Raw genomic sequence first — 22,580 nt, forward strand, 5'->3', positions numbered from 1 at the left:
CATACGGCCCGTATGCCATGGCGGGGCGCGCGGGCATGGACAGGCATGACAGGGCGACTGGCCCTACGGTGGCGCATCGCCACGCGCTATGAGAATAACTGTTCAGGATCGAGCCTGTTTCGGCAGGCGCGCATGAACGCCTCTCACGAGCAAGGATGACAAGACGTGCATTTGCGCAGCTTCTACAGCGCCGGCGACAACGCGATCGACGGACCCTATGCCTGGTTCCGGATGACGATCGCGATCCTGATCGGCACCTTCGGCACTGTGGGGCTCTGGGCCTTTGTCGTGGTTCTGCCGCCCATTCAGGCGGAGTTCGGCGTTGACCGCGCGGCGGCATCCCTGCCCTATACAAGCGCGATGGTCGGATTTGCGCTGGGCAATGTGCTTCTTGGGCGCTTTGCCGACCGGACCGGCGTGGCGATGCCGGTGGCGATTGCCGGTGCGGCGCTGGGCGCAGGCTTCATCCTCTCCAGTTTCACGACCGCGCTCTGGCAGTTTGTCATCCTTCAGGTTCTGATCGGACTGGGCGGCGCGGCCTGTTTCGGGCCGCTTCTGGCGGACATTTCGCACTGGTTCGAAAAGCGCCGCGGCATCGCGGTGGCGGCTGTGGCCTGCGGCAATTACCTGTCCGGTGTCCTGTGGCCGACCGTCATCAAGCTTGCGCTGGAACACACGAGCTGGCGCGTGACCTTTCTGGGCATCGGCGTTTTCTGCATTGTCAGCATCGTGCCGCTGGCGCTTCTGATGCGCGCGAAACCTGTCGTGCAGGAGGCGGATGAAATGCCGGGCGCACAGGCGCGGCGGCCGGGCGGACGACGCCCCATCGACCTGTCGCCCCGCGCGCTTCAGAGCCTGCTCGTTCTGGCCGGTCTCGGCTGCTGTGTCGCCATGTCGATGCCACAGGTGCACATCGTCGCCTACTGCATCGATCTGGGCTACGACATTGCGCGTGGCGCGGAAATGCTGTCGCTGATGCTGGGCGCGGGCATTGCAAGCCGCCTGATCTCCGGCGTGCTCGCAGACAAAATCGGCGGCGTGCCGACACTGCTGCTCGGCTCCGTGCTACAGGGCCTTTCGCTGCTTCTCTACATTCCGTTCAACGGGCTCGCTTCGCTCTACATGGTGTCGTTCATTTTCGGCCTGTCGCAGGGCGGCATCATTCCGAGCTACGCGATCATCGTGCGCGAATATCTGCCCGCACGCGAAGCGGGCCAGCGCATGGGCGTGGTGATCATGGCGACCATTATCGGCATGGCGCTGGGCGGCTGGATGTCGGGCTGGATCTACGATCTGACCGGCTCCTACCAGGCGGCGTTCCTCAACGGGATCGCATGGAACCTGGGCAATGTGGCCATCGCGTTCTTCATTCTCTATCGCGCGCGCCGCTCGGCCATGGCAGCCGTTCCGGCCTGAGCAATTCCGGGCGGAAAAGCGGTTCCCACTTTTCCTGGAACTGCTCTATTAGACGCCGAACCACCAGGTCGCCAGACCAAGGAAGGCGAAAAAGCCCACCACATCCGTCACGGCCGTCACGAAGACGGCCGAGGCGACGGCCGGATCGGCGCCCACCCGGTCGAGCAGAAGCGGGATGAGAATGCCGCCAAGCGCCGCCACGAACATGTTGATGATCATGGCGGCGGCGATGATGCCGCCCAGATTGTAATCCTGGAACCATGCGGCGGCCACAGCGCCGATCAAAATCGCGAAAACGATGCCGTTGAACACCCCGACGCCCATCTCACGACGGATGATGCGGCCGGCATTGTAGATATCGATGTCGCGGGTGGCGAGCGCGCGCACGGTGACCGTCATGGTCTGCGAGCCGGCATTGCCGCCCATGCCGGCGACGATGGGCATCAGGATGGCGAGCGCCACCACTTTTTCGATCGTGTCGTCGAACAGGCCGATCACCGACGCAGCAAGGAAAGCGGTGATGAGGTTCACCATCAGCCATGGCACGCGCGAGCGCGCGGCCGTCCACACGCGGTCGGAGAGTTCTTCATCACCCACGCCGCCAAGGCGCAGAAGATCCTCCTCGGCCTCCTGCTGGATGACGTCGACCACGTCATCAATGGTCAGGACACCCACGAGGCGCTCATTGTCGTCCACGACGGCGGCGGACAGAAGATCGTATTTTTCAAAGATCTGCGCCGCCTCTTCCTGATCCATCGTGGCCGGAATGGCGTGGCGCGTCTCCCGCATGATGTCTTCGATCTTGGTGCCCCGCCCGGTGCGCAGGATGCGGTCGAGATCGACGGCGCCCACGAGGCGGAAGGTCGGATCGATGACGAATATCTGCGAAAAGCTCTCCGGAAGGTTCTGCTCCTCGCGCATGTAGTCGATGGTCTGGCCGACGGTCCAGAACGGCGGCACGGCGACGAATTCCGTCTGCATGCGCCGGCCGGCGGTTTCGTCCGGGTAGCCAAGCGACCGGCGCAGCCGCACCCGCTCGGTGAACGGAAGCTGGGCGAGAATCTCGTCCTGATCGGACTGTTCCAGATCTTCCAGGATATAGACGGCGTCATCCGAATCGAGCTGTTCGACGGCGCGCGCGACCTGCGCATTGGGCAGGTTTTCGAGAATTTCGAGACGGATCGCCTCATCGACCTCGGTCAGCGCCGTATAGTCGAAATCGTCGCCCATCAGCACGACCAGCGCGAGGCGCTGATCCGGCAGGAGGGCTTCGAGCAGATCGCCGATTTCGGACTGGTGGAGCGAACTCACCTCTTGTCTGAGGGTGATCGTGTCCCGGTCGGCTATGGCTGCGCCGATATGGGCCAGGAACGGCGCGGAGACGACGCCATCCTCGTCATAAATGCCCAGACCGTCGGCGGCTTCCGCCCCGGTTTTCTCGTCCAGTCCTTCAGGCTCGCTCAAATGGTCCTCCCTGGCTGGGAATTGCGGCTTTGTGAACGGGCACGGCCCTCATCCGGCAATACAGAGGCGCGCGCCGCACGGCAACCGCGACAGGGCGCTTTCCGCCAGAGAAATTCCGCCCGGCCCCGCCCCTGCCTGAGGAGCGGTCACACGTCTGCCAGAACAATAATGCCGGTGAATTGGCATTGTTCCCCCTGGGGTTCCCCCTGGGTTTCCCCTTGGGGTACCCACCGGGGACGGGGCAAAACACTCTTCTTTTGCATCACCTCGCCTTGAAATCCGCAGCGAAACGGACATGTGATCTGCACGGAAGCACGCAGCCACCTCCCCTCAAGAACATCAATACGGATCAAACCATGCCCATCATTCGCGTCCTGCCAGTCTTTCTGCTTCTCGTTGTCGGCGCGGGTCTCGCCATCGGATACATCACCGCGCCCGGCCCCTGGTATGCGGCGCTGGCAAAGCCGGCCTTCAACCCGCCAAACTGGGTGTTCGCGCCGGTCTGGACCATTCTCTATGTGCTGATCGCGGTGGCGGGCGCACGGACATGGCAGCGCGCACGGCATGGCATGGCGATGCGGCTCTGGTGGCTTCAGCTCGTCTTGAACTTCGCCTGGTCGCCGGCCTTCTTCGTGCTGCATCAGGTGGGGCTCGCCCTGCTGATCATCCTGCTTCTGGCGGCAACGATCACCGCCTTCATTGTAGCAAGCTGGCGCTCGGACCGTGCATCGGCGCTGATGTTCCTGCCCTATGCGGCATGGGTGTTCTTCGCGGCCCTTCTGAACGGGGCCATTCTCTCGCTCAACTGAGCCTCCCTGTCGAAACGCAGCCTGGCACACTACATAAGGGCCATGAGCACAGTTCTGAAAGACGGGTTACGCATTGCCGGCATGGCCTTCGCCCTTGCGGCGGCGGCGGCCATACAGGCTGCAATGCCGGTTCATGCGGCAGAAGACACGAAGACGCTGACCGAAGCGGAACGCGCCCGACAGGAGCGCGCCGAAAGCGAGGCCGAACGGACCCGCGATGCGATGGACGACCAGCATCGGGATTGGTTGCGCCAGCAGCAGGACCTCAATTACCGTATCCAGCCGGTGCAGCCGGATCTGGATGTTCCGATCTACACGGCCCCGCCGCGGCTTTACTAGATCGCCGCGCCTTCATCCGTACCCACAAAAAAACCACGCGCAGTTTCCAGCGCGTGGTCTCGAATTGTGCCGTGTCAGGCAAGAGCGCCTGACTGAGCCAATTTCTTAGTCGACAGCCTTGCGGGCTTCTTCGAGCCAGCCATCAACCATTTCGCGGTTCTTCTCGATCCAGTCCGAAGCCTGCTTCTTGATGTCTTCGGGGCTGTCCGCACCGTCATTCATCGCAGAGTTCTGGGCGAAGATGTCTTCAAGCGGGATCGAAGCCGTCTTGAGAACCGCGGCAACAGCCGGGTTTTCCTCAAGGAACTTGGAGTTTGCGACCGGCACGATGTCGTTCGCCTCAAAGCCCATCACGCAGGGGTCGGCCACACAGGACGCGATGCCGGCAGCTGCGTTCTCTTCGGTGGCTTCCTCGGGAACCTGAATCCAGACAACGTCTTCACCGAGCTTCAGCTCGTTGACGGTCCAGTTCGGCGTCCAGGTGTAGAACAGGATCGGCTCGCCGCTGTCATGGGCGGCAACCGCATCGGCCATGGAAGCCGAATAGCTCGCCTTGATCTCGTTGATGTGATCCTTGAGGCCGTACTCGGTCAGGTGACCTTCAATGGCAACCTCACAGCCCCAGCCGGGCGGGCAGGCAACCAGATCGGCCTTGCCATCGCCATCACGGTCGAACGCTTCCTTGACCTCGTCGCGCTTGAAATCGTCAAGCGTCTTGATGTCGAACTTCTCGGCGGATGCCTTGTCCACCAGATAGCCCTGAAGCGCGCCGCCAGCGGCAACGGCGCCGATGATCTCGGCGGACTCTTCAAAGGCCGGGCGATAGGTATCGTGGATCGGGAACCAGCCATTCACCCAGAGGTCGACGTCGCCATAGCCGACGGCCTGGTAGAAGGGCGGGTTGTCGAGCGTGGTCGGGCCATCGACAGTGTAGCCGAGTTCCTCGAACAGCTGCTTGTAGATCTCGGAGTGGAACCAGCCGGTGTCCCAGGTGGCCTGGGCCATCTTGATCGTCTTGCCTTCGCCAGGCGCGTCTGCGGCCATCGCCGGCATGGCGACGGAGCCGAGCAGCGCCAGGGCTGCAATTGCGGGGATGCTTTTCTTAAGACCAGTCATAACAAGCAGTCTCCTTTATGTGATTTTCAGTGGTGGCAGCGAATGGAGCCGCTGCCGCAAGAGCGGAACGCGCAATTGCGTTCCGCAGAGCGGGTCTCGCCTCAGGCGGCTTTGCCCGCTTGCTCTTCCTTGACCGGCTTGCCGAGCCCGAACATCGAGCGCAGCGTCTGCCAGAGCGAAGGCGTCTGCACGGCTTTCTTTTCGCCGAGCGACTGAGTGATGCGATCGAGAATGATCGCGAGAAGCACGATGCCGATGCCGCCGGCCGTTGCCGCGCCCACATTGAGGCGTCCAAGGCCGGTGTAGACCGTGAGACCGAGACCGCCCGCGCCGATGAGCGCGGCGATGACGACCATGGAAAGCGCCAGCATCAGGGTCTGGTTGAGGCCCGCCATGATGGTGCGAAGCGCCAGCGGGAACTGGACCTCCCACAGCATCTGCGAACGGGTGGAACCGAACGCCTCGGCCGCCTCGATCAGGTCGGCGCGCACATTGCGGATGCCGAGATTGGTGAGACGGATGATGGGCGGCAGCGCAAAGATGATGGTGGCGATGATGCCCGGCACCATGCCCACACCGAACAGCATCACGATCGGCACCAGATACACGAAGGACGGGATCGTCTGCATGATGTCGAGGATCGGACGCACGACAAGCAGGACACGGTCGCTGCGCGCCGCCCAGATGCCGATGGGAATGCCGATCACGGCGCAGAAGAACACCGAGGTGATGATCATGGACAGCGTGGTCATCGTTTCCGCCCACAGGCCGATCATGTCGATGAAGACCAGCGCGATGAGCGTGAAGATTGCCACGCCACGACCGGCCGTGCGGTCGGCGATCACGGTCAGGATGGCCGTGAAGACCAGCATGGGCAGCCAGTGGAAGAAGGCGTCGAGCCAGCCCAGAACAACGGTGACCGGCACCTGCAGGCTTCTGAAGAAGGGGCGGAAATTCGGCACGAGGAAATCGCGCACGAAGCTGTTCACCCAGTCGTCGAGCGGGATCTGAACGAGGTCAGCGGGGCTAATCATGGGCGGTCTCCTTCGCTGGCGGACTGCCGGGCTTCGGCGTCTTCCGCCGGAACCGCCGTGTCGTCGTTCTCGTCGCCCGAAAGCTGCGAGAACACCGCCTGCGCCTCGATGACGCCGGCAAGCCGGCCGCGCTTGTCGGCAACGGCGATCGGGTAGCCGGCGCTCGCTGCGCCATAAAGTTCGTTGAGCGGGGTTTCGCGCTCGACGGTCGGAACCTCGGTGACCATCACTTCGGAAAGATCGGTCCGGCCCTCCTCGCGTGCGGCAACCGCCAGCTCCTGATAGGTGACGAGGCCGGCGATGCGGTCCTTGTCGACCACGTAGAGCGCATTGCGATTGTGCTCTTCCATGAGCTCAAGCGCCTTTTCCGCCGCGCCCTTTTCACCAAGCTCGACCGTGATCGGGCGTTCTGCCACATGGGCGGCGTCGAACACGCGGCCGCGATCAATGTCGGCGACAAAGGCGGCGACGTACTCGTCAGCCGGGTTGTCGACGATTTCCTGCGCGGTGCCCACCTGGACGAACTCGCCATCCTTCATGATGGCGATCTTGTCACCGAGGAGCAGCGCCTCGTTGAGATCGTGGGTGATGAAGATGATGGTCTTCTTGAGCTTCTTCTGCAGGTGCAGGAGCTCTTCCTGCATCTCGCGGCGAATGAGCGGATCAAGCGCGCCGAAAGGCTCGTCCATGAGCAGGATCTGCGGATCGGTGGCGAGACCGCGCGCCAGGCCGACGCGCTGCTGCATGCCGCCCGACAGTTCGCTGGGGAAGCTGTCCGCATAGGCGGCAAGCCCGACCTGCTCCAGCGCCGCCAGCGCCTTCTTGCGCCGTTCGGCAGCGCCCTCGCCCTTGATCTTGAGGCCGTAGGCGACATTGTCGGCAACGGTCTTGTGCGGGAAAAGCGCGAAATGCTGGAAGACCATGGTGATCTTTTCGCGGCGAACCTTGCGCAGCCGGTCTGCCGAGCAGCTGGCGACGTCATCATCATCGATGAGGATCTTGCCGTATGTGGGGGCAATCAGACCGTTCAGCGTGCGGACAAGTGTCGACTTGCCCGAGCCGGACAGGCCCATAACCACAAAAATTTCGCCCTCACCAACATCGAAACTGACATCCTGGACACCAACGGTTTGTCCCGTTGCTTCGAAAATCTCGATTTTCGACTTGCCCTCTTTCAGACCTTCGAGCGCCTGTTCTGGATGATCTCCAAATATCTTGTAAACATTCTCGACCCTTAGCTTGGGTTTCATGGTTCCTCTTGATTGATTATTTTATGGAAAATGAAATACAGGTAGAACACCTGCTCAATATTTCACATATCCCTGCACTCAGGCGGAGCGCTGAGAGACTTAAGTCTTCCTCGCGCATGATGTGAAAATACCATACATGGCTAAAGACATAACGTGCGATATTACGAATCGCAACAGTGAGTGAAAATTAATTCAGCATCGAATTATCCTGAACCATGCCCAGAAAGCCGGAACGCGGCGGACTGGCGGGCGTTCCTTTCGGCCAGATGAACTGTTAGGGATAGACACGCGGGGGGCGCCTGCGACGCAGCAAACGCACCAGTGAAGGGATGAAGAATGAACGACCGCTACGACGCTTATGCCGCTGCCACCATCGTGATTTTCGGCGCAATCGTGATTGGCGGCCTGATGGCTGCATCGCTGTCATTTGGTGAGCGGGATGCGTTTTTCTTCGCACTCGGCGCGGCCACTTCCGCGTGGTGTGCCGGCTATGCGATGTTTCTCGACAAGGCACGTGTGTTCGTGGCGCTGACTGCGCTGGCGGTGGCCATGTCCATTGCCGCGGCTGTTCTTCTGGGCTTTTAGCGGGCCCTCCCTCCCGGTCAGAGGCTCCTCCAGCATTCCGGGGCTCTTCCAGAACTGAGAAAGGGCAGGTTTCCCCTGCCCTTTTCCGTATGCCGGCGCCTGAAACGACCGCGCGCTACGCCGCCTCGCGGAATGTGCGCACCTTGCCGGTCCATGCCGTGCGGTCGATATCGAGATCCGGGAAATTGTCGGGGTTGAGAACCGGGCGGTCCACCCCTGCCTTCAGCTGCTCGCGGAAGTCCTTCAGAATGCGCAGGCAGATGGGTAAGAGCATCATGATGGCGATCAGATTGACCAGCGCCAGAACGCCCATCAGCGGATCCGAGAAGAAGAACACCGCCGTAGCGCCGGGCGCCACCGCCCCGAGAAACACCATGCCCATGACGGTCAGGCGCAATATGTTCACCGCGACATTGCTTTCGGTGATGATGGTCAGGGCGTTTTCACCCAGATAGTAATTGTAGATGATCGAGCTGAACGCGAAGAGCAGCAGAATGAAGGTCAGGAAATACTGGGTCCATTCACCCAGATGCGAGACCAGAGACTGCTGGGTCAGCACCACGCCATCAATGCCTTCCGCACCCGGCGTATAGACATCGCCCAGAAGGATCACGAAGGCCGTGCAGCTACAGATCACGATCGTGTCGATGAACACGGAGAAGGACTGGGTGATGCCCTGGCTGATGGGGTGACGCACATCGGCCGTGGCCGCCACATTGGGGGCGGAGCCGAGCCCCGCTTCATTGGAGAACAGGCCGCGTCGTAACCCCTGCGCCAGCGCCGCGCCCATGCCGCCGCCAACCGCCTGCTCGAAGCCAAAGGCGTTCATGACGATGGAGTAAAGGACACCCGGTAACTCGGTGATGTTGATGACGATGATGAAGATGGCCATCAGCAGATAGGCCAGCGCCATGACCGGCACCACAACATCGGCTGCAAGCGCGATGCGGCGGATGCCGCCGAAGACGATGAAACCCGCAATGACGGTGAGCAGAATGCCGGACCACATCCGGTCGATGCCAAGGCTCTCCTGCGCTGCGCCGGCGACCGTGTTGCCCTGAAACGCGTTGAAGCCGATGGCGAAGGCCGCGATCAGACAGACCGCATAAAGAACGGCGAGCCATTTGTGCTCATGGCCAAGACCGTGGATGATCGAGCGGGCCGGTCCGCCGCGAAACGTGCCATCGGGCTCGCGCCGCTTGTAAAGCTGGGCGAGCGAGCATTCGACCAGGCTGGTGGCCATACCGACCAGAGCCACGGCCCACATCCAGAACACCGCGCCCGGCCCGCCCAACGTGATCGCCACCGCAACGCCGGCAATATTGCCGCCGCCGACGCGACCGCCAACGGAAACGAGGAGCGCTGCGCGCGCGGAGATCGCATTTGGATCCCCGCTCTGGTTTTTGGAGGAAAGCACACGGAACATGCGCTTGAAGAACTGGAACTGCACAAAACCGGTCAGCGCGGTGATGAAAATGCCAAGAACGATGAGGATCGGAATAAGCGCCCACCCCCAGGTTAAGTCGCCTATGATGCCAAATAAGTCTCGTATGAATGTCATTTCCGTATCCTCACTTTCAGAAATAGACTGCTGCCGACCGGCCCGTGCGTAGCCACGCTTCCTCCGGGAGGCCAGTGCAGACGCGACATGATAGCGCGCAAACGCAATGAGCGCACGCGCGCGTCAGGCATTGCTTCGCCCCCTACCCGCCTGAATTAACACTTTCATAACGCTTGCACGCGTGAGTTGGGCACTACCCCGATTGGACGACTCGTCGGAACGCTGTGGTTGTGGTAGTGAACCGCCAAAATTCAGCATGCCAAACAAAAACAAGTCCGTTTTCACGCTTCCCGGGGGGAAAGCATGTCGTTTGCATATGAAAACTGTGTGCCCGCAGATTTCGTGAGCGAGGCGCAGACATGTCGTGACGCCATTGAGCCGGCGTTAAGGCAGGTGCTGGTTTCGGCACGGGAGCGCGGCTGGAGCAGCCAGCAGGTCCATCTGGCCATGATGGAGATCGCCATCGCATCCATAAAGACCGACGGCCTCGACATCACCACGCTCGCCAAAATGCGGCGCGCGGCCTGGCGCGGCGACTTCGTTGCCGGACGGAAGAGCCAGTAGACCCGCGTGAAGAATTTCGGGAATTGGCAAGCGCTCGATTGCATCGCGCCGGGCGAGAGACGATGATTGGCGCATCGCACACACGCACAGACGAGCACAGCCAAGATGACCGCAATGCTGCAGACCCCGCAGCCCAAAACCCCAGGGCCAAAAACCCCGCGGCCCAAAACCCCAGGGCCAAAAGACCGCAAACGGGAGGCGCCGGGGCCAGTCCGCTTCGATGACGGGCGCAATGCCCGCGCCAAGCTCGGTTTCGTGCTCGTGCCCAATGACCAGCTGGTCGAGGAAGACATGGTGCGCATGGCCCCGCCCGGTGTCAGCACCTATTTCTCGCGCGCCCGCATGCCGCATGAAATCTCAACCGGGTCACTCGCGCAGCTCGCCGACAGCCTCGCGGAGACGGCCGGGCGCATCCTTCCCGACGATGCGCTGGATGTGGTGTGCCTCGCCTGCACATCGGGAACGGTCGCCGTCGGCGAAGCGCGGGTGCGTGAAGAATTGAACCGGGGTGCCCCCAATGCGCGCGCAACCTCGCTCATGGGCAGCGTCCACAAGGCGCTTGAGGCGCTGAATGTCCGGAAACTGGCCGTTGCCACGCCCTATGCGGAAGAACTGACGGAGAACGTCGTCCGCTATCTGCATGACGCGGGCTTCGACATCACCGCCTATGCGGGGCTCAATCTGGACTATGACAGCGAGATGGTGCGGGTGACGCCGGAATTCCTTCTCGAATTCGGCGCGTCGATCGACACGGCCGACGCCGATGCCGTGCTGATCAGCTGCAGCGCTTTGCGTTCGCTTGAGATCGTCGACGCGCTGGAACAGAAGATCGGCAAGCCGGTCGTCGTGAGCAACCAGGCAATGATGTGGAACTGCCTCAGACTGGCCGGCATCGAAGACCGGATCGAAGGCTACGGAGCCCTGCTGCGCGACCTGTGAAGCAGATCAATACCGGCTTCACACCTCTATTTTGAAACATTCTTTCGCCGGTCGGCTTGAAACGGAGGGCGAAACCGGTCGATCATTTGCCGCCTTTCTTTTCAAGGAGTGATTCTGATGCAGGGCATTGGCTGGATCGCCGCCATCATCATCGGCGGCATTGCCGGGTGGCTGGCAAAACAGTTCATGGACACCAACACCGGCCTTCTCATGAACATCGTTCTGGGCATCGTCGGCGCGGCTGTCGCAAACGCGCTTCTGGGCGTGGTGGGAATTTCGTTTGCCGGCTGGCTCGGCAACCTGATCGCCGGTTTCATCGGCGCGTGTATTCTCATAGCCATTGTGCGTGCCGTCGCGAAATAGCGGCGAGCGCACAGGGCCAGACAATTGAAACCGGCAGGGTCCTGCGCCCTGCCGGTTTCTTAATGGGCGGAAGAATTCGTGATGCATCGCTTTGCCGGGTAGCGACTTATCGTCATTGTTGCCCTGCAAGGTCGAAGACCATGGATACCCTGACCGAAATCATGAATGCGCTGGCGCTGGCCATCTCCGTTATCGTCGTTTCGACCGCGACGGTGGAGCTGCTGTCACGCGCGATCAGCCGCAGATACATTGATGGCCGCCATATCGATGACCGGGCAGCCAGCCGGCACCCGGCGAGCCGGCTTTCGCCGCACGGCTGAGCCTCCGCCTCCGCCCCCACCAACAGAAACAAGATCGCCCGCCCCTCGCCCGGCTCCAATCCAGTGCGCAACCGGGTGACCAATCCTTCTGTCATCAAGCATTTATACCGGGACAATTATATCAGCCCCGTTGATGATCTTTTGGATCGGATGCTAGCAATTCATTTGGCATTTCGCTCAATCTGAAAATGAAACGCCATATAAAAACCAGAAATTGAATATACCGGGGCAATTCAACGTGAAAAAACTATTCGGATTTACGATTCTCTCCGCCGCATTATTGGCTGGCGGGAGCGCGCTATCCCTCGCGCAAGAAAAAACAGATCCAAACAAGTTTCTTGAAGCCTTCCCCGAGGATGGCTCATGGTTCAAGGCGCAGTTTCATATTCACGCAAATTGGGGCCTGCCCGACCTCATCCCCACCACGCCGCCGGATGTCCCGCTCAATTACTATTTCAGCCGGGACTACAACATCGTTTCCTTCACCGACCTGAACTACACCACTCCCGTCTTCGAAGGCGTGAAACCTTACTGGGACCGCCCGGGACGCACGCTTGTAATGGCCGGCAACGAACTCAACTGCGAACCCGTGGGCGAACCGCCCTATGGGGTGATCGACACGATTGTCGTTGGCCTGCCGAGCGACGACCAGCTGGAGGTTCCATGCGACACATCGTGGAGCACGGCGGCGGTGCTGAAGGCGCAGGCCGAAACCGGACGCGCCGCGGGCGGCATTCCCGTCATCTCGCACCCCAACATGTTTTACAGCATCACCGCCAAGGACATTCTTGAAACCGACCCGATGGCCAGCCGCCATGTCGAAATCCGCAATGGCGAGCCGGGCATGAACGACTTTGGCGGAAACGGGCACGCCTCGACCTTCGAGATCTGGGACGAGGTTCTGTCCACCGGCCGCCAGATTTTCGGCTGGGGAACGGATGACAGCCACCACTTCCCGCAGCAAAGCGCCCCGAACCATCACAATCCCCGCAAGCAGGCCCTTGCCGACCGGGTCTGGATGTATGTGTTCGCGAATGAATTGAGCGACGACGCCATTCGGGCCGCACTCGACAAGGGGCATTTCTATGCCTCCACAGGCGTGACCTTCACCGACCTTCAGATGGGCGAAGGCAGGCTCTCCATCACGCTGGACCCGGCCTCCAGCGACATTGGCTGGCATGGCTTTTACCTGAAGGAAGGCGACTTCAACCCGACCAGCTACCGCACACGCTTCATCGGCCGCGATGGCGAGGTTCTCGCCATGGATGACAGCTATTCACCCGAGTATAGCTGCAAGCCCGACGACCTCTATGTGCGCGCCGAGGTCACCAACAGTGATGGCTGGCAGGCCTTCACCAATGCGGTGTTCTGCCCCTGACGGGCCACCCGGCCTGCAGCCTCGCCAAGAAAGCGATCATATGCGGGCGAGACAGGAAACGGGGCCGGCAACTGCGGCCCCGCTTCAAGAATCCCGATGGACGGCAGGGCAGATGCGTGATTTCTGGAAAGCGCCTGGCTCACCTGAGCCGGCGCGTTCTGCGCGCCGGGCCGTGTTCACGGGCAATATGACGATCTTATCTGCATGCGGCGCCCATTGCCTGCACATTGCGGACAACAGCGAGGTGATCGCATGACATTCTACTGGATCGATCTGGGTCTGATCGTGGCCTTTTCGGCCGTTGTACTCGGCTGCCTCTATAGCATGCGCAGGAATGGAAAATGGTCGCACAGCATCGTCGTCCATGCGATCTATCTGCTGTCGGTCACAGGCCTGTTGCTGACCGTCAACACGGTCATCGATCAGTTGCTGGTGCACTACAAAGTGACACTGATACAGCCTGATTTTATTGACGATTTGACCTATGTGGCGATCGGCCTGGCCGTGATTGAGGAGATGTTTCACCTCATCAACCGACTGACCTATGCCCAGGTACAGAAAGGCAGCGACCGAACGTCGGCGACCAGTGTTGCACGCGTTCTCAAAATGGCGATTGTCCTGTCGCTCGTCCTGCTCTTTGGCGAGCATCTGGGGCTGAGCCTGTCCGGCCTGCTCGCCTTTGGCGGATTTGGCGGCATCGCCATCGGCATTGCCGGCAAGGATGTTCTGAGCAATGTCTTCTCGGGCGTGATGCTTTATTTCGACCGCCCGTTCAACCTGGGCGACTGGATCCGCTCGCCCGACCGCCAGATCGAGGGCTCCGTCGAGGAGATCGGCTGGCGCATGACCCGCATAACGACGTTCGACAACCGCCCGCTTTACGTTCCCAATTCGCTCTTCTCATCGATCAGCGTCGAGAATCCCGGCCAGATGCGTAACCGGCGGATCAGCACGTCCATCAATGTGCGCTACGAGGATGCGGCGAAGATCAATGCCATCATCACGGACATACGGGCGATGTTGCGGGGGAATCCGAGCATCGACCTGAAACAGGACCTGCTCATCTACTTCAACGAGTTTGGCGAGTATTCGCTGAACATCATGGTCTACTGCTTCACCAAGACCACCAACTGGGCGGAGTGGCTGGACGTCCAGCAGGACGTGTATCTCAAGATCATCGAGATCGTGCATAACAATGGTGCTGACTTTGCTGATCCGAAGCAGGTCATCTCGATAGAGAAGGCCGAGGCCGCAGGGTAACGCGAGGAGCATCGACCTCTAGAGGGCGCCCGTTTCCGGCTGACCGCCGCCTGCGGCGCGCCCCCTTCCATACGCTGTTGATGCTCCCTTGATGTGCTCTCGATGCGCCCTGCCCCGGCCGGAATCCGGCGCGCGGCTTGCCAAATCGTTTCACCGATAGTGCAATGCTTATGAGTTAAAGCAATCCGGCCTGACGATTCGGCTGATGGAAGGAGCAGGCGCGCGCAATGGAGCAGTCGATCCCCAACACCGATCAGCTCATCCATATTCGCGTTGTGCTGGGTGTTGTGATGGGGTTGAGCCTCGCGCGGCTCCTCAACGGCCTGGCCCATTTCGTTCAGCATCCGGGCAAGATCCGCATCTATTCGGTGCATATCGGCTGGGTTCTGTTCCTGTTTCTGGCCGTCGTGCACTTCTGGTGGTTTCAGTTCAGCCTGATCTACATCTCGCACTGGACCTTCGAGCACTACATCTTCGTCATCATGTATGCCGCGCTGTTCTTCTTCATCTGCGCGCTGCTTTTTCCCGACGACATGAAGGAGTATTCGGGGTTCGCCGACTACTTCCATTCGCGGCAGACGTGGTTTTTTGCGCTTCTGGCCGCGCTTTATGCGGTGGACATCATCGACACGCTGGCCAAGGGCGTTGAGCATTTCAAAAACCTCGGGCCTGAATATCCCCTGCGGCAGGCGGTGATGATCACCCTGTCCATCGTGGCCATCTTCGTCAAAAGCCGCCGCTTCCACCTCAGTTTCGTGACGGCAGCGCTGGCAATCCAGGTCCTCTGGATCATCCAGTATTTCCAGGTTCTTGCCTAAAACCTTAAAAGCGCAGTGCTTTTACAAACGCCTGCGGCGATGAACATGGGCCTTCCACCTGACTTTTCGCCCACTTCACATCTCGGTGATGCAGGCGCGTGTTCCCTTCTCCATGTGGTAAAATCCCCGCCTCAACAGGCTGGGAGAGCCGGCAATGAATGAAGGATGGTTTTCCAAACCCGTACCGATTGCAGAATGCATCACGGGCGATATTCGATACATTTCGAGCGCCAGACAGGCTCTGGAACTGCTGGACGGCCACTGGCGGCAACCGGGCAGCGAAGCGCACCGGGAAGCGCTGATCGTCTGCCAGCGCGCCATGGATGGCAGAGCGACCGGCGATGCGGCAATGCAGGCGTTTCTCACCGCCGCGACGGAAGCACGCGTGCTGACATCGTGATGGTGGACTGCGGGGGTCGAGACGCAAAGCGCCGGACAGCAAGAGCGGCTTGCTCTAAAGACGTCTAAAACTCTGAGGGAATTTAAGCGTTCGCTGCTTTGTGCGCGATACATTCCGAAGATGACCGGGAGGAACAGCTTTCTCGGAAGAGAGCTTGGTGCGGTCGAGAAAAGTATCAAGGCTGCATGATTTCAATGACCTATCTCCCCGCACCCGGGTTTAGAGCCCATTGAAATAATTGAGGGATTCCGATGAGGTTCCCGCACTTTTCCAACATATAACGGCAGCCAGGCTCACGCTCGCGACCGTAAGCCTGGAAGCCACAAGCGACTGATCCGCCATACGTAGATCGCTGCGACAACACGCTACGCGCACATCACGAAGGACGATCTACGCCTTGCGCTGGAGTTGTCCAGCAAGGCCTATGCTGACCGTGCTACGAAAACTGCTGCGGGACACAATACATATCGCCAAAACCGAATAGTATTTTGAGAATTCAGAGCAGGAACCTCAGTTCCCAAACCAGATGCGCTACCAGGCTGCGCTACGCTCCGAAGTCCGCCCCCTAGTGTTTCCGTTCTGATTTGGCAAAGGCGAATGAACCAAAAACAGAACAATCAGCGCCCAGTGGCACTGGTGGGCGCAAAAGTCCCACGGAAATTACCACGGTTGTTCTTGTGACGTTCACGTCCACAGAGGAGGCGCCACCAATCACACCACCGCCAAATCGATTTCGAGTCGTGCAGTCGTATCAAACGGTCGAGCGGGGGACGAAAACGAACTATCTACTTCCGGACGCCCCCCACGGATGGCGGACGGTGGGGTATCGCGCACCTGCATGTATTACAGGTCCATCGTGTGCATTTGTTCACTGCACTCGCCAAATCGTGCGCGGCGTTTGGATTCCCAGGCAACACCAGAAGTGGGTGTATTAAAGCGGCAACCTATTCTGTTTTACGCTATTGTAAGTTATGGTCCGGCCACTATGGATGTCATGTCGTCGGAAACCTATGCCATGATGTTGGGACGGTAAAATATTTTGACTGGCATGAAACTCAAAGTGGTAGACCTATTTGCTGGCGCAGGCGGATTTTCCCTAGCCGCAGTGCAGGCGGGATGCGAGATCGTATTCGCAGTCGAATTCGACAAGAACGCCTCTATAACGTACAAGAACAATATCGGCGCGAATGATCGCTGCAAGAACGTCGTCGTCTACAACGAAGATATTACTGCGCTAAGCGCGACCGATCTAGCCCTGAAGCATTTTTCAGAATCCGACTGCGATCTGCTACTGGGCGGCCCCCCATGCCAAGGTTTCTCGACCCACAGGATCAACGATGCTGGTGTTGACGACCCGCGCAATGCGTTGATCCACGAATATTTTGCGTTCGTGCGTAGCTTGCGGCCCAAGGCGTTTCTTATGGAGAACGTGCCGGGCATGCTGTGGCCGAGGCACAAAAGCTACCTCGAAGAATTCTACAGTCAGGCGCGTGACAGCGGGTACCTTCTTTACCAGCCCCACAAACTGGACGCTCGGGACTATGGAATTCCGCAGCGTCGTCAGCGGGTTTTCATACTGGGCGTTCGCGAGGACATCTACCTGAACGATTTCATATGGCCGCCCAAAGCGACACATTGTGCACCGGAGTTAGCGATCACGACTGGCCTTAGGCCGTGGACGCCCTGCCAGTCCGCCTTCCAAGACATGCCCGAAGGCGATGTCAACGGCGTGCATATGAAACATGGACCGGAATTAGTCGCTGCGTTTGAGCGCACGCCTGCAAATGGCGGCAGCCGCAAAGATTCAGGTCGAGTGCTCGCATGCCATGTTGATCACGATGGGCACAAAGACGTCTACGGTCGTATCAACCCGAACAAGCCCGCGCCCACAATGACGACTGCCTGCATAAACCCGTCCAAGGGCCGTTTCGTGCATCCGGTCCTCCACCATGGAATAACAGCCCGCCAAGCGGCACGCATCCAGACCTTCCCTGACGACTATGTATTTTACGGCGGCTTAATGGCTGCTGGCAAACAGATCGGGAACGCGGTCCCCGTTGCTTTCGGTGAGGCCCTTATTCGGCATATCAGTTCTCTCCTGCACCAACAATCGCAGGTGACGATGGTCGCAACCAGCAAGGGAAGCGCCTCCAAGATTGGCGAGTTGATGCACGCATGAAGACGGTCAGCTTCAAGACAAGGGCTCGCACCGTCGACCACCTCGGGCGCGAACAGATTGCCGACGTGCCTACGGCCATTTCCGAGTTGTGGAAGAATTCCTACGACGCCTACGCTCGGTCGGCATCATTGACCATCTTCGACAGCGATCCGCTGGTCGTGACCATCGCAGACGACGGCCACGGCATGAACGTTGATGAACTTATAGACCGATGGCTTGTCGTTGGTACGGAGTCCAAGCTTTTCGACGACGGTCGATCGGACGAGGATCGTGACGGACTAGAGCCTAGAACGCGTCAAGGCCAAAAGGGCATCGGCCGGCTTTCTTCTGCACACCTCGGCCCCCTGATGCTGCTGCTGACCAAGCGCAAGCAGCAGAAGATGGCTGCTGCGTTGATCGATTGGAGGCTCTTTGAAAACCCTTTTCTGATCCTGACAGACATCGAGATTCCGGTGATCGAGTTCGACGCTCCTTCCGAGATTGCCGAATTCCTGCCATTGATGGCCGATGCGTTGCTCGAGAACGTTCTTGGGACGGGGAAGTCGGACGATCGATCCACGAGGATAGTCGGAGCCTGGGCCAATTATGACCTTGCCGTGCAGGCCGATAAGAGCAAGAGCGGCGAGATCACGCCGTCGCAATCCATAGTGGCGGCCTGCAGGTCGTTCGAATTTGTTGACGAATACTTGGCTCCTTGGAGTGTCTGGACCGGAACCAGCGACAAGGGCACCGCCATGGTTGTGTCAGGTGCCAGCGACGAGTTTTCCGCTCTGCTACCTGCAAATAGTCAATTGGCCACAGCGCAGGACGACAAGATCCGCTTCCAGACGACCTTGGGAAGTTTTGTGGACCCGCTCTACGACCCCGCCAGTCCGGAGATCAACGCATCGAGGACCGAGTTCGAATACGGTGTCTTCGTATCCTCCGGAGGACAATCGAGCAAGATCATTGGCTCCGCTGCCGAATTCAACCGATCGCTCACCGACCGGATGGAGCACATAGTCGACGGCCGCATCGACGAGAACGGCGTGTTCAGAGGCCAGATTAAGTCGTTCGGCAAGTGGCGTAAGATCGGCAACGAATACGAAATTCGGCCGCCCAAGGAGTTCGTTCTGCCCACTGGGTCCAGTACCTCGCTTGGGCCGGTGGATATCTACTTCGCGACCTTCGAGCAGGATCCGAAGAACTCAACCCATACCCCGATTGACTACGAGGACCTCAAGAAGCACTCCTCTTCGCACGCTGGCCTTATGATCTATCGGAACGGCCTGCGGGTTCTGCCTTATGGCCGCGTGGACAACGACTTCTTTGAAATCGAGAAGCGACGCAGCGTTAACGCCGGACGGGAGTATTGGAACGCTCGACGAATATTCGGCCGGATAGCGATAAGTCGCGAACACAATCCCAACTTGAAGGATAAGGCTGGTCGCGAAGGTTTCATCGTCAACAAGGCTGCCAAGTCCCTCAAGACAATCATCATCAATATCCTGAAGTCGACTGCATCCGACTACTTCGGGTCAGGATCCGCCGATCGCGCTCCGGAAACCAGAGAGACACAGCGCAATTTCGCCGAGTTTAAGGCGAAGGAGGCTCAGAACAAGCTGCGCCAGAAGCAACGAAAGAACTTTCGGAAGAGCCTGCGAGCACGGACAGCCAGCTTGCCTTCTGTATCGGAGCAGGTGCGTGCCAATATTGCCGCGACAAAAATCGAGGTCGCCGAAGACATTTCAGTTGCCCAGGAACGACTGGAGGCGGCTCAGGCCAGCATTGCCGAATTGCGATTGCCAGGAGCTCCTTCACCACTCGGCACGCTTGAGGACGAATATCGGTCCTATCGCAGGTCTATGACTGAGCTAAACCAACTGATCGCGGACTTTTCCACCAGCATTGCCCGCGCCGCAGACCGCATCCAGCCCCCCTCGCCCGAACAAATCGTGCTCAAGCAGATCCAGCGGAACGAGGGCCAACTCACCTCTCGTGTTACGCGCTGGGCGAAGGAGATTAGAGTACTGCAGGAAGCGGAACACGTTCGCATTGGCGATCTCGTCGCTGAGCGCAACAAGCTCCTCCGTGAAGAGACTATGCCGCTGATAGAGCAGACCGCCAGTGGCAGGCTATCGCTGACGGCAGCATCCAGATCGGTCATCGAGGCTAAGAACAGGATCGAAGGCGAGAACGAACTGCTGTTCCAGAACTACATCTTGGCCCTGGAGAATCTCAAGGAAAGCATCGACATTCAGGCGATCGCTATTCTCAGCGGCGAGGAGAACAGCGAACTTCGCAGTACCGTGGACCGCCTGAATGGGCTGGCACAGCTTGGCATTACCGTCGAATTCCTCGACCATGAGCTTCATTCCCATGACGCTGTCATCGAAGATGGCATCCAGCGGCTCAGAAAGAAACTGGATGGGGACAAGGACCTCATACAGCTCGCCACAGGCTACGCTGGCCTCAAGCACATGCTCGATTTCTTCGCGCCGTTGCGCATCGCAGGCCGCCCACCTCCCCGAGATATCGGTGGCGACTACATCCATCAGTACGTCTCGGACTTCTTCGGCCGCACCCTTGCTGCCAATGGTATAAATTTGATCGCTACCCCGGCGTTTCGGCGATTTAGCGTGTTCGACCAGCTATCAAGGCTGCTGCCGGTGTTTGTGAACCTCGTGAACAACAGCATCTACTGGCTGATCAACGCACGAGTAGAGGATCCGAAGATCGTATTCGATGTCCGCGATGGAGAGGTGATCGTGGCCGACAACGGACCCGGCGTGGACGAGATTGACTTCAAACGGCTGTTCTCACTGTTCTTCACCAGGAAGATCGAGGGCGGGCGAGGTGTAGGCCTGTATCTATCGCAGGCCAATCTGGCCGCTGGAGGGCACACTATTGCTTACGTACAGGACGTCGACAGGAAAATCCTGTCCGGCGCGAACTTCGCAATGAAGTTCCGGGGAGCGAATATCGATGACTGAGCTGGTAGCGGTGGGGGAACCCAAGCTTACGTTTTCGGATCTGGTCAAGCAGGCCTTTATCGACCCGATTAGGTCGGTGCTGATAATCGACGATCAGTACCCCACTTGGGAGCAGATCTTCAGCGAAGAGGGCTACAACGCCTCCGACAGGAGCCGTTGGACGCCCAAGAGCAAGATTCTAAAGGTCGTCAAACAGTTCAGGAAGATGTCGCCAGCGCTGACGGTGGACATCCATGACGGCCAGCACAACGACGAGATCGGCAGTTACCTGCATCAATCCGACCTATTGGTGCTCGATTACCAGCTCGAGAAGAATGAACCCCATGGCGTCCTTGCATCTAAGATGATCGGCGATCTGCTGAACAATAATCACTTCAATTTGGTGATTATCCATACTGCCATCGGTGATCTCTTCGATCCGTTCAACACCATCCTGATGTCACTACTGACGCCACTTAACATCTCCGACACCAGGGCGGCCGAAGGCCTCAAATTGATCGAGGAACTGGAGGATAGCGACGACGAGCGCTTCGCGAACATTCTAGACGACTTGAAGCGAACCTTGAATGCGACCGTTTATGTCGCTCTCCAGCGCTACGTGCTGGATGGAGGCAAGCAGGTGGAGTTCCTGAAGTCATCGCCGACGATGGCGAAGCTTCGCGACATTGCCGACGCAGCGCAGTGGAACATCAACAACTGCCTAAAGGTAATGCAATGGGGCATGTCGTTGCACGACAAGAAGGTCGCTTCTTATGGGGCGTCGCCCAGGGACCTGCGGTGGAGCGTTCCGGGGAACCGTCGCAAGGCATGGATTCGGACAAATGGCGGCTTCATCGCCTTCGCCCACAAGAAGAACACCGAGTTGCTAAAGATCCTTCAGGCTGCAATCGAGGATTGGCGTCCGTCCCCATCGAGGCTCATGTCCTCTCGCATTCGCGCTGAGATCAGCAAGCAAGGTGCCGAGGCCGAAGACAATGCCCTGAGCGACAACCACGCCTACTGGCAGTACTATCAGGAACTGCGCACCACGCCGTTGGACAATACGCCCGCCGCGCGCAAAAATCGCCGAAAGACCCTGCTCGAGAGCCACGCTGCTCGGCACACCGAGCGGCTGCTCGATTTGATCGGAACAGAAGCGGTCGAATTCGGGCTCAAGGTGCTGGAAGCGGACCCCAGCGAGTCCAACTCCAGGCTGTCGGGGTTCTCCAAGCACTATGCCATCAAGTCCACCGCCAAAGCGGGGAGAGAAAAGGCCCGGGCACACTACAACGCCCACATATCAACCAAGCAGCTTTCCGGTTGGCACCTTCATCCAGGCCACATCTTCCGGATCGATCAGGAGATGTGGGTATGCCTGTCGCCATCGTGTGACCTAGTGCCGATGCAGAAGACATCGGCCGCCGTCCGCAATTCCAAGTCGGCATCCGTAAAGCCATTCGTCGCGGTCAGGTTGACTCTGAGACCGGAGTTTACCGTTTCCGAGGTGAACTCGAACACGCTGATCTTCCTCAAGGAGGACGACGCCATCAAGACGTACACTGTCTACCCACGCGGTGGCGAGTTCGGTTCCCCCGTCTGGCGACTGTTCATGGCCGCCGACTATGGCAAGTTCGAGATCGGCGAGGACCGGACTGCCGAGCTGGAGCTCAGTTACCTCTCCGGCAAAGAGCAGAAGATGCGGGTCGAACCGGTCAAGGCCCGATTGGTCGGCCAGTTGCGATATGAGTATGCGTTAAACCTGATCCAGAAATTGGGCGTCGAATTCACCAGAATTGGCCTCGATTTCGTTGCGCCGGCCGAGTGATGCTTGCTG

The 22,580-nt window shown here is 59.3% G+C and carries 20 protein-coding genes; 15 read left to right on the forward strand and 5 right to left on the reverse strand.

Annotation, left to right across the window (positions count from 1 at the left end):
- Window positions 1–231 precede the first annotated feature (231 nt).
- Window positions 232–1,416 carry an MFS transporter gene (locus tag AC4PTT_RS11890; protein WP_206545518.1) on the forward strand — a complete coding sequence of 395 codons (1,185 nt, stop codon included), beginning with the start codon at window positions 232–234 and terminating at the stop codon, window positions 1,414–1,416.
- A 48-nt stretch (window positions 1,417–1,464) separates the two neighbouring features.
- Here AC4PTT_RS11890 and mgtE read toward each other — a convergent pair whose 3' ends face one another.
- Window positions 1,465–2,880, reverse strand: coding sequence for a magnesium transporter (mgtE, locus tag AC4PTT_RS11895; protein WP_113154989.1), 1,416 nt, complete (start codon window positions 2,878–2,880; stop codon window positions 1,465–1,467).
- 356 nt (window positions 2,881–3,236) lie between these two features.
- Here mgtE and AC4PTT_RS11900 point away from each other — a divergent pair, with 356 nt between their 5' ends.
- Entirely contained in the window at window positions 3,237–3,689 is a 453-nt protein-coding gene (locus AC4PTT_RS11900; RefSeq protein ID WP_492161214.1) for a TspO/MBR family protein, read from the forward strand.
- 42 nt (window positions 3,690–3,731) lie between these two features.
- Complete coding sequence (locus AC4PTT_RS11905) at window positions 3,732–4,028, forward strand: hypothetical protein (protein WP_492161215.1); 297 nt, start codon at window positions 3,732–3,734, stop codon at window positions 4,026–4,028.
- A gap of 105 nt (window positions 4,029–4,133) precedes the next feature.
- Here the strand turns inward: AC4PTT_RS11905 and proX are convergent, their stop codons facing one another.
- The 3 genes from proX to AC4PTT_RS11920 all read right to left on the reverse strand — a co-directional run bounded on the left by proX (window position 4,134) and on the right by AC4PTT_RS11920 (window position 7,428).
- The gene (gene proX / locus AC4PTT_RS11910) at window positions 4,134–5,144 is read right to left on the reverse strand and encodes a glycine betaine/L-proline ABC transporter substrate-binding protein ProX (protein ID WP_206545473.1); all 1,011 of its coding nucleotides are present in this window, start codon (window positions 5,142–5,144) and stop codon (window positions 4,134–4,136) included.
- 101 nt (window positions 5,145–5,245) lie between these two features.
- Window positions 5,246–6,178, reverse strand: a complete 933-nt coding sequence (locus AC4PTT_RS11915) for an ABC transporter permease (protein WP_113154985.1) — start codon at window positions 6,176–6,178, stop codon at window positions 5,246–5,248.
- Complete coding sequence (locus tag AC4PTT_RS11920) at window positions 6,175–7,428, reverse strand: quaternary amine ABC transporter ATP-binding protein (RefSeq protein ID WP_317561155.1); 1,254 nt, start codon at window positions 7,426–7,428, stop codon at window positions 6,175–6,177. The genes AC4PTT_RS11915 and AC4PTT_RS11920 overlap by 4 nt, the downstream gene beginning before the upstream one ends.
- Window positions 7,429–7,764: 336 nt before the next feature.
- On the opposite strand from AC4PTT_RS11920, the gene AC4PTT_RS11925 reads away from it, so the two are divergent.
- Complete coding sequence (locus tag AC4PTT_RS11925; RefSeq protein WP_113154983.1) at window positions 7,765–8,013, forward strand: hypothetical protein; 249 nt, start codon at window positions 7,765–7,767, stop codon at window positions 8,011–8,013.
- A 115-nt stretch (window positions 8,014–8,128) separates the two neighbouring features.
- Here the strand turns inward: AC4PTT_RS11925 and AC4PTT_RS11930 are convergent, their stop codons facing one another.
- Window positions 8,129–9,574, reverse strand: a complete 1,446-nt coding sequence (locus AC4PTT_RS11930) for an alanine/glycine:cation symporter family protein (protein ID WP_113154982.1) — start codon at window positions 9,572–9,574, stop codon at window positions 8,129–8,131.
- A 303-nt stretch (window positions 9,575–9,877) separates the two neighbouring features.
- Here AC4PTT_RS11930 and AC4PTT_RS11935 point away from each other — a divergent pair, with 303 nt between their 5' ends.
- The 11 genes from AC4PTT_RS11935 to AC4PTT_RS11985 all read left to right on the forward strand — a co-directional run bounded on the left by AC4PTT_RS11935 (window position 9,878) and on the right by AC4PTT_RS11985 (window position 22,571).
- Window positions 9,878–10,138, forward strand: coding sequence for a hypothetical protein (locus tag AC4PTT_RS11935; protein WP_206545475.1), 261 nt, complete (start codon window positions 9,878–9,880; stop codon window positions 10,136–10,138).
- 66 nt (window positions 10,139–10,204) lie between these two features.
- The gene (locus AC4PTT_RS11940; RefSeq protein WP_492161216.1) at window positions 10,205–11,077 is read left to right on the forward strand and encodes a maleate cis-trans isomerase family protein; all 873 of its coding nucleotides are present in this window, start codon (window positions 10,205–10,207) and stop codon (window positions 11,075–11,077) included.
- Between the two features lie 117 nt (window positions 11,078–11,194).
- Window positions 11,195–11,440, forward strand: a complete 246-nt coding sequence (locus tag AC4PTT_RS11945) for a GlsB/YeaQ/YmgE family stress response membrane protein (protein WP_113156265.1) — start codon at window positions 11,195–11,197, stop codon at window positions 11,438–11,440.
- A gap of 140 nt (window positions 11,441–11,580) precedes the next feature.
- The gene (locus AC4PTT_RS11950) at window positions 11,581–11,760 is read left to right on the forward strand and encodes a hypothetical protein (RefSeq protein ID WP_206545476.1); all 180 of its coding nucleotides are present in this window, start codon (window positions 11,581–11,583) and stop codon (window positions 11,758–11,760) included.
- A 238-nt stretch (window positions 11,761–11,998) separates the two neighbouring features.
- Window positions 11,999–13,138 (forward strand): CehA/McbA family metallohydrolase domain-containing protein, encoded by a 1,140-nt coding sequence (locus tag AC4PTT_RS11955; protein ID WP_283800400.1) that lies wholly within the window; start codon window positions 11,999–12,001, stop codon window positions 13,136–13,138.
- A 252-nt stretch (window positions 13,139–13,390) separates the two neighbouring features.
- On the forward strand, window positions 13,391–14,398 hold the full coding sequence (locus AC4PTT_RS11960) for a mechanosensitive ion channel family protein (RefSeq protein ID WP_297559209.1): 1,008 nt from the start codon (window positions 13,391–13,393) through the stop codon (window positions 14,396–14,398).
- 227 nt (window positions 14,399–14,625) lie between these two features.
- On the forward strand, window positions 14,626–15,216 hold the full coding sequence (locus tag AC4PTT_RS11965) for a hypothetical protein (RefSeq protein ID WP_113154977.1): 591 nt from the start codon (window positions 14,626–14,628) through the stop codon (window positions 15,214–15,216).
- Between the two features lie 154 nt (window positions 15,217–15,370).
- Window positions 15,371–15,616, forward strand: coding sequence for a DUF982 domain-containing protein (locus AC4PTT_RS11970; RefSeq protein ID WP_113154976.1), 246 nt, complete (start codon window positions 15,371–15,373; stop codon window positions 15,614–15,616).
- Between the two features lie 1,048 nt (window positions 15,617–16,664).
- Window positions 16,665–17,795 carry a DNA cytosine methyltransferase gene (locus tag AC4PTT_RS11975; RefSeq protein ID WP_492161217.1) on the forward strand — a complete coding sequence of 377 codons (1,131 nt, stop codon included), beginning with the start codon at window positions 16,665–16,667 and terminating at the stop codon, window positions 17,793–17,795.
- Window positions 17,792–20,767: an ATP-binding protein gene (locus AC4PTT_RS11980; protein ID WP_492161218.1), complete on the forward strand. Its 2,976-nt coding sequence runs from the start codon at window positions 17,792–17,794 to the stop codon at window positions 20,765–20,767. Before AC4PTT_RS11975 ends, AC4PTT_RS11980 begins: the two co-directional genes overlap by 4 nt.
- The gene (locus AC4PTT_RS11985; RefSeq protein WP_492161219.1) at window positions 20,760–22,571 is read left to right on the forward strand and encodes a response regulator receiver domain; all 1,812 of its coding nucleotides are present in this window, start codon (window positions 20,760–20,762) and stop codon (window positions 22,569–22,571) included. The genes AC4PTT_RS11980 and AC4PTT_RS11985 overlap by 8 nt, the downstream gene beginning before the upstream one ends.
- The last annotated feature ends 9 nt before the right edge of the window (window positions 22,572–22,580 follow it).

It is taken from the genome of Nitratireductor sp. WH36-1 (assembly GCF_058725515.1).

Excerpts from the sequence above, each read along its gene's own strand:
- AC4PTT_RS11890 (WP_206545518.1), top strand. The coding sequence starts at position 232 with ATGACGATCGCGATCCTGATCGGCACCTTCGGCACTGTGGGGCTCTGG.
- AC4PTT_RS11900 (WP_492161214.1), top strand. The coding sequence starts at position 3,237 with ATGCCCATCATTCGCGTCCTGCCAGTCTTTCTGCTTCTCGTTGTCGGC.
- AC4PTT_RS11905 (WP_492161215.1), top strand. The coding sequence starts at position 3,732 with ATGAGCACAGTTCTGAAAGACGGGTTACGCATTGCCGGCATGGCCTTC.
- proX (WP_206545473.1), bottom strand. The coding sequence starts at position 5,144 with ATGACTGGTCTTAAGAAAAGCATCCCCGCAATTGCAGCCCTGGCGCTG.
- AC4PTT_RS11915 (WP_113154985.1), bottom strand. The coding sequence starts at position 6,178 with ATGATTAGCCCCGCTGACCTCGTTCAGATCCCGCTCGACGACTGGGTG.
- AC4PTT_RS11920 (WP_317561155.1), bottom strand. The coding sequence starts at position 7,428 with ATGAAACCCAAGCTAAGGGTCGAGAATGTTTACAAGATATTTGGAGAT.
- AC4PTT_RS11925 (WP_113154983.1), top strand. The coding sequence starts at position 7,765 with ATGAACGACCGCTACGACGCTTATGCCGCTGCCACCATCGTGATTTTC.
- AC4PTT_RS11930 (WP_113154982.1), bottom strand. The coding sequence starts at position 9,574 with ATGACATTCATACGAGACTTATTTGGCATCATAGGCGACTTAACCTGG.
- AC4PTT_RS11935 (WP_206545475.1), top strand. The coding sequence starts at position 9,878 with ATGTCGTTTGCATATGAAAACTGTGTGCCCGCAGATTTCGTGAGCGAG.
- AC4PTT_RS11945 (WP_113156265.1), top strand. The coding sequence starts at position 11,195 with ATGCAGGGCATTGGCTGGATCGCCGCCATCATCATCGGCGGCATTGCC.
- AC4PTT_RS11950 (WP_206545476.1), top strand. The coding sequence starts at position 11,581 with ATGGATACCCTGACCGAAATCATGAATGCGCTGGCGCTGGCCATCTCC.
- AC4PTT_RS11960 (WP_297559209.1), top strand. The coding sequence starts at position 13,391 with ATGACATTCTACTGGATCGATCTGGGTCTGATCGTGGCCTTTTCGGCC.
- AC4PTT_RS11965 (WP_113154977.1), top strand. The coding sequence starts at position 14,626 with ATGGAGCAGTCGATCCCCAACACCGATCAGCTCATCCATATTCGCGTT.
- AC4PTT_RS11970 (WP_113154976.1), top strand. The coding sequence starts at position 15,371 with ATGAATGAAGGATGGTTTTCCAAACCCGTACCGATTGCAGAATGCATC.
- AC4PTT_RS11975 (WP_492161217.1), top strand. The coding sequence starts at position 16,665 with ATGAAACTCAAAGTGGTAGACCTATTTGCTGGCGCAGGCGGATTTTCC.
- AC4PTT_RS11980 (WP_492161218.1), top strand. The coding sequence starts at position 17,792 with ATGAAGACGGTCAGCTTCAAGACAAGGGCTCGCACCGTCGACCACCTC.
- AC4PTT_RS11985 (WP_492161219.1), top strand. The coding sequence starts at position 20,760 with ATGACTGAGCTGGTAGCGGTGGGGGAACCCAAGCTTACGTTTTCGGAT.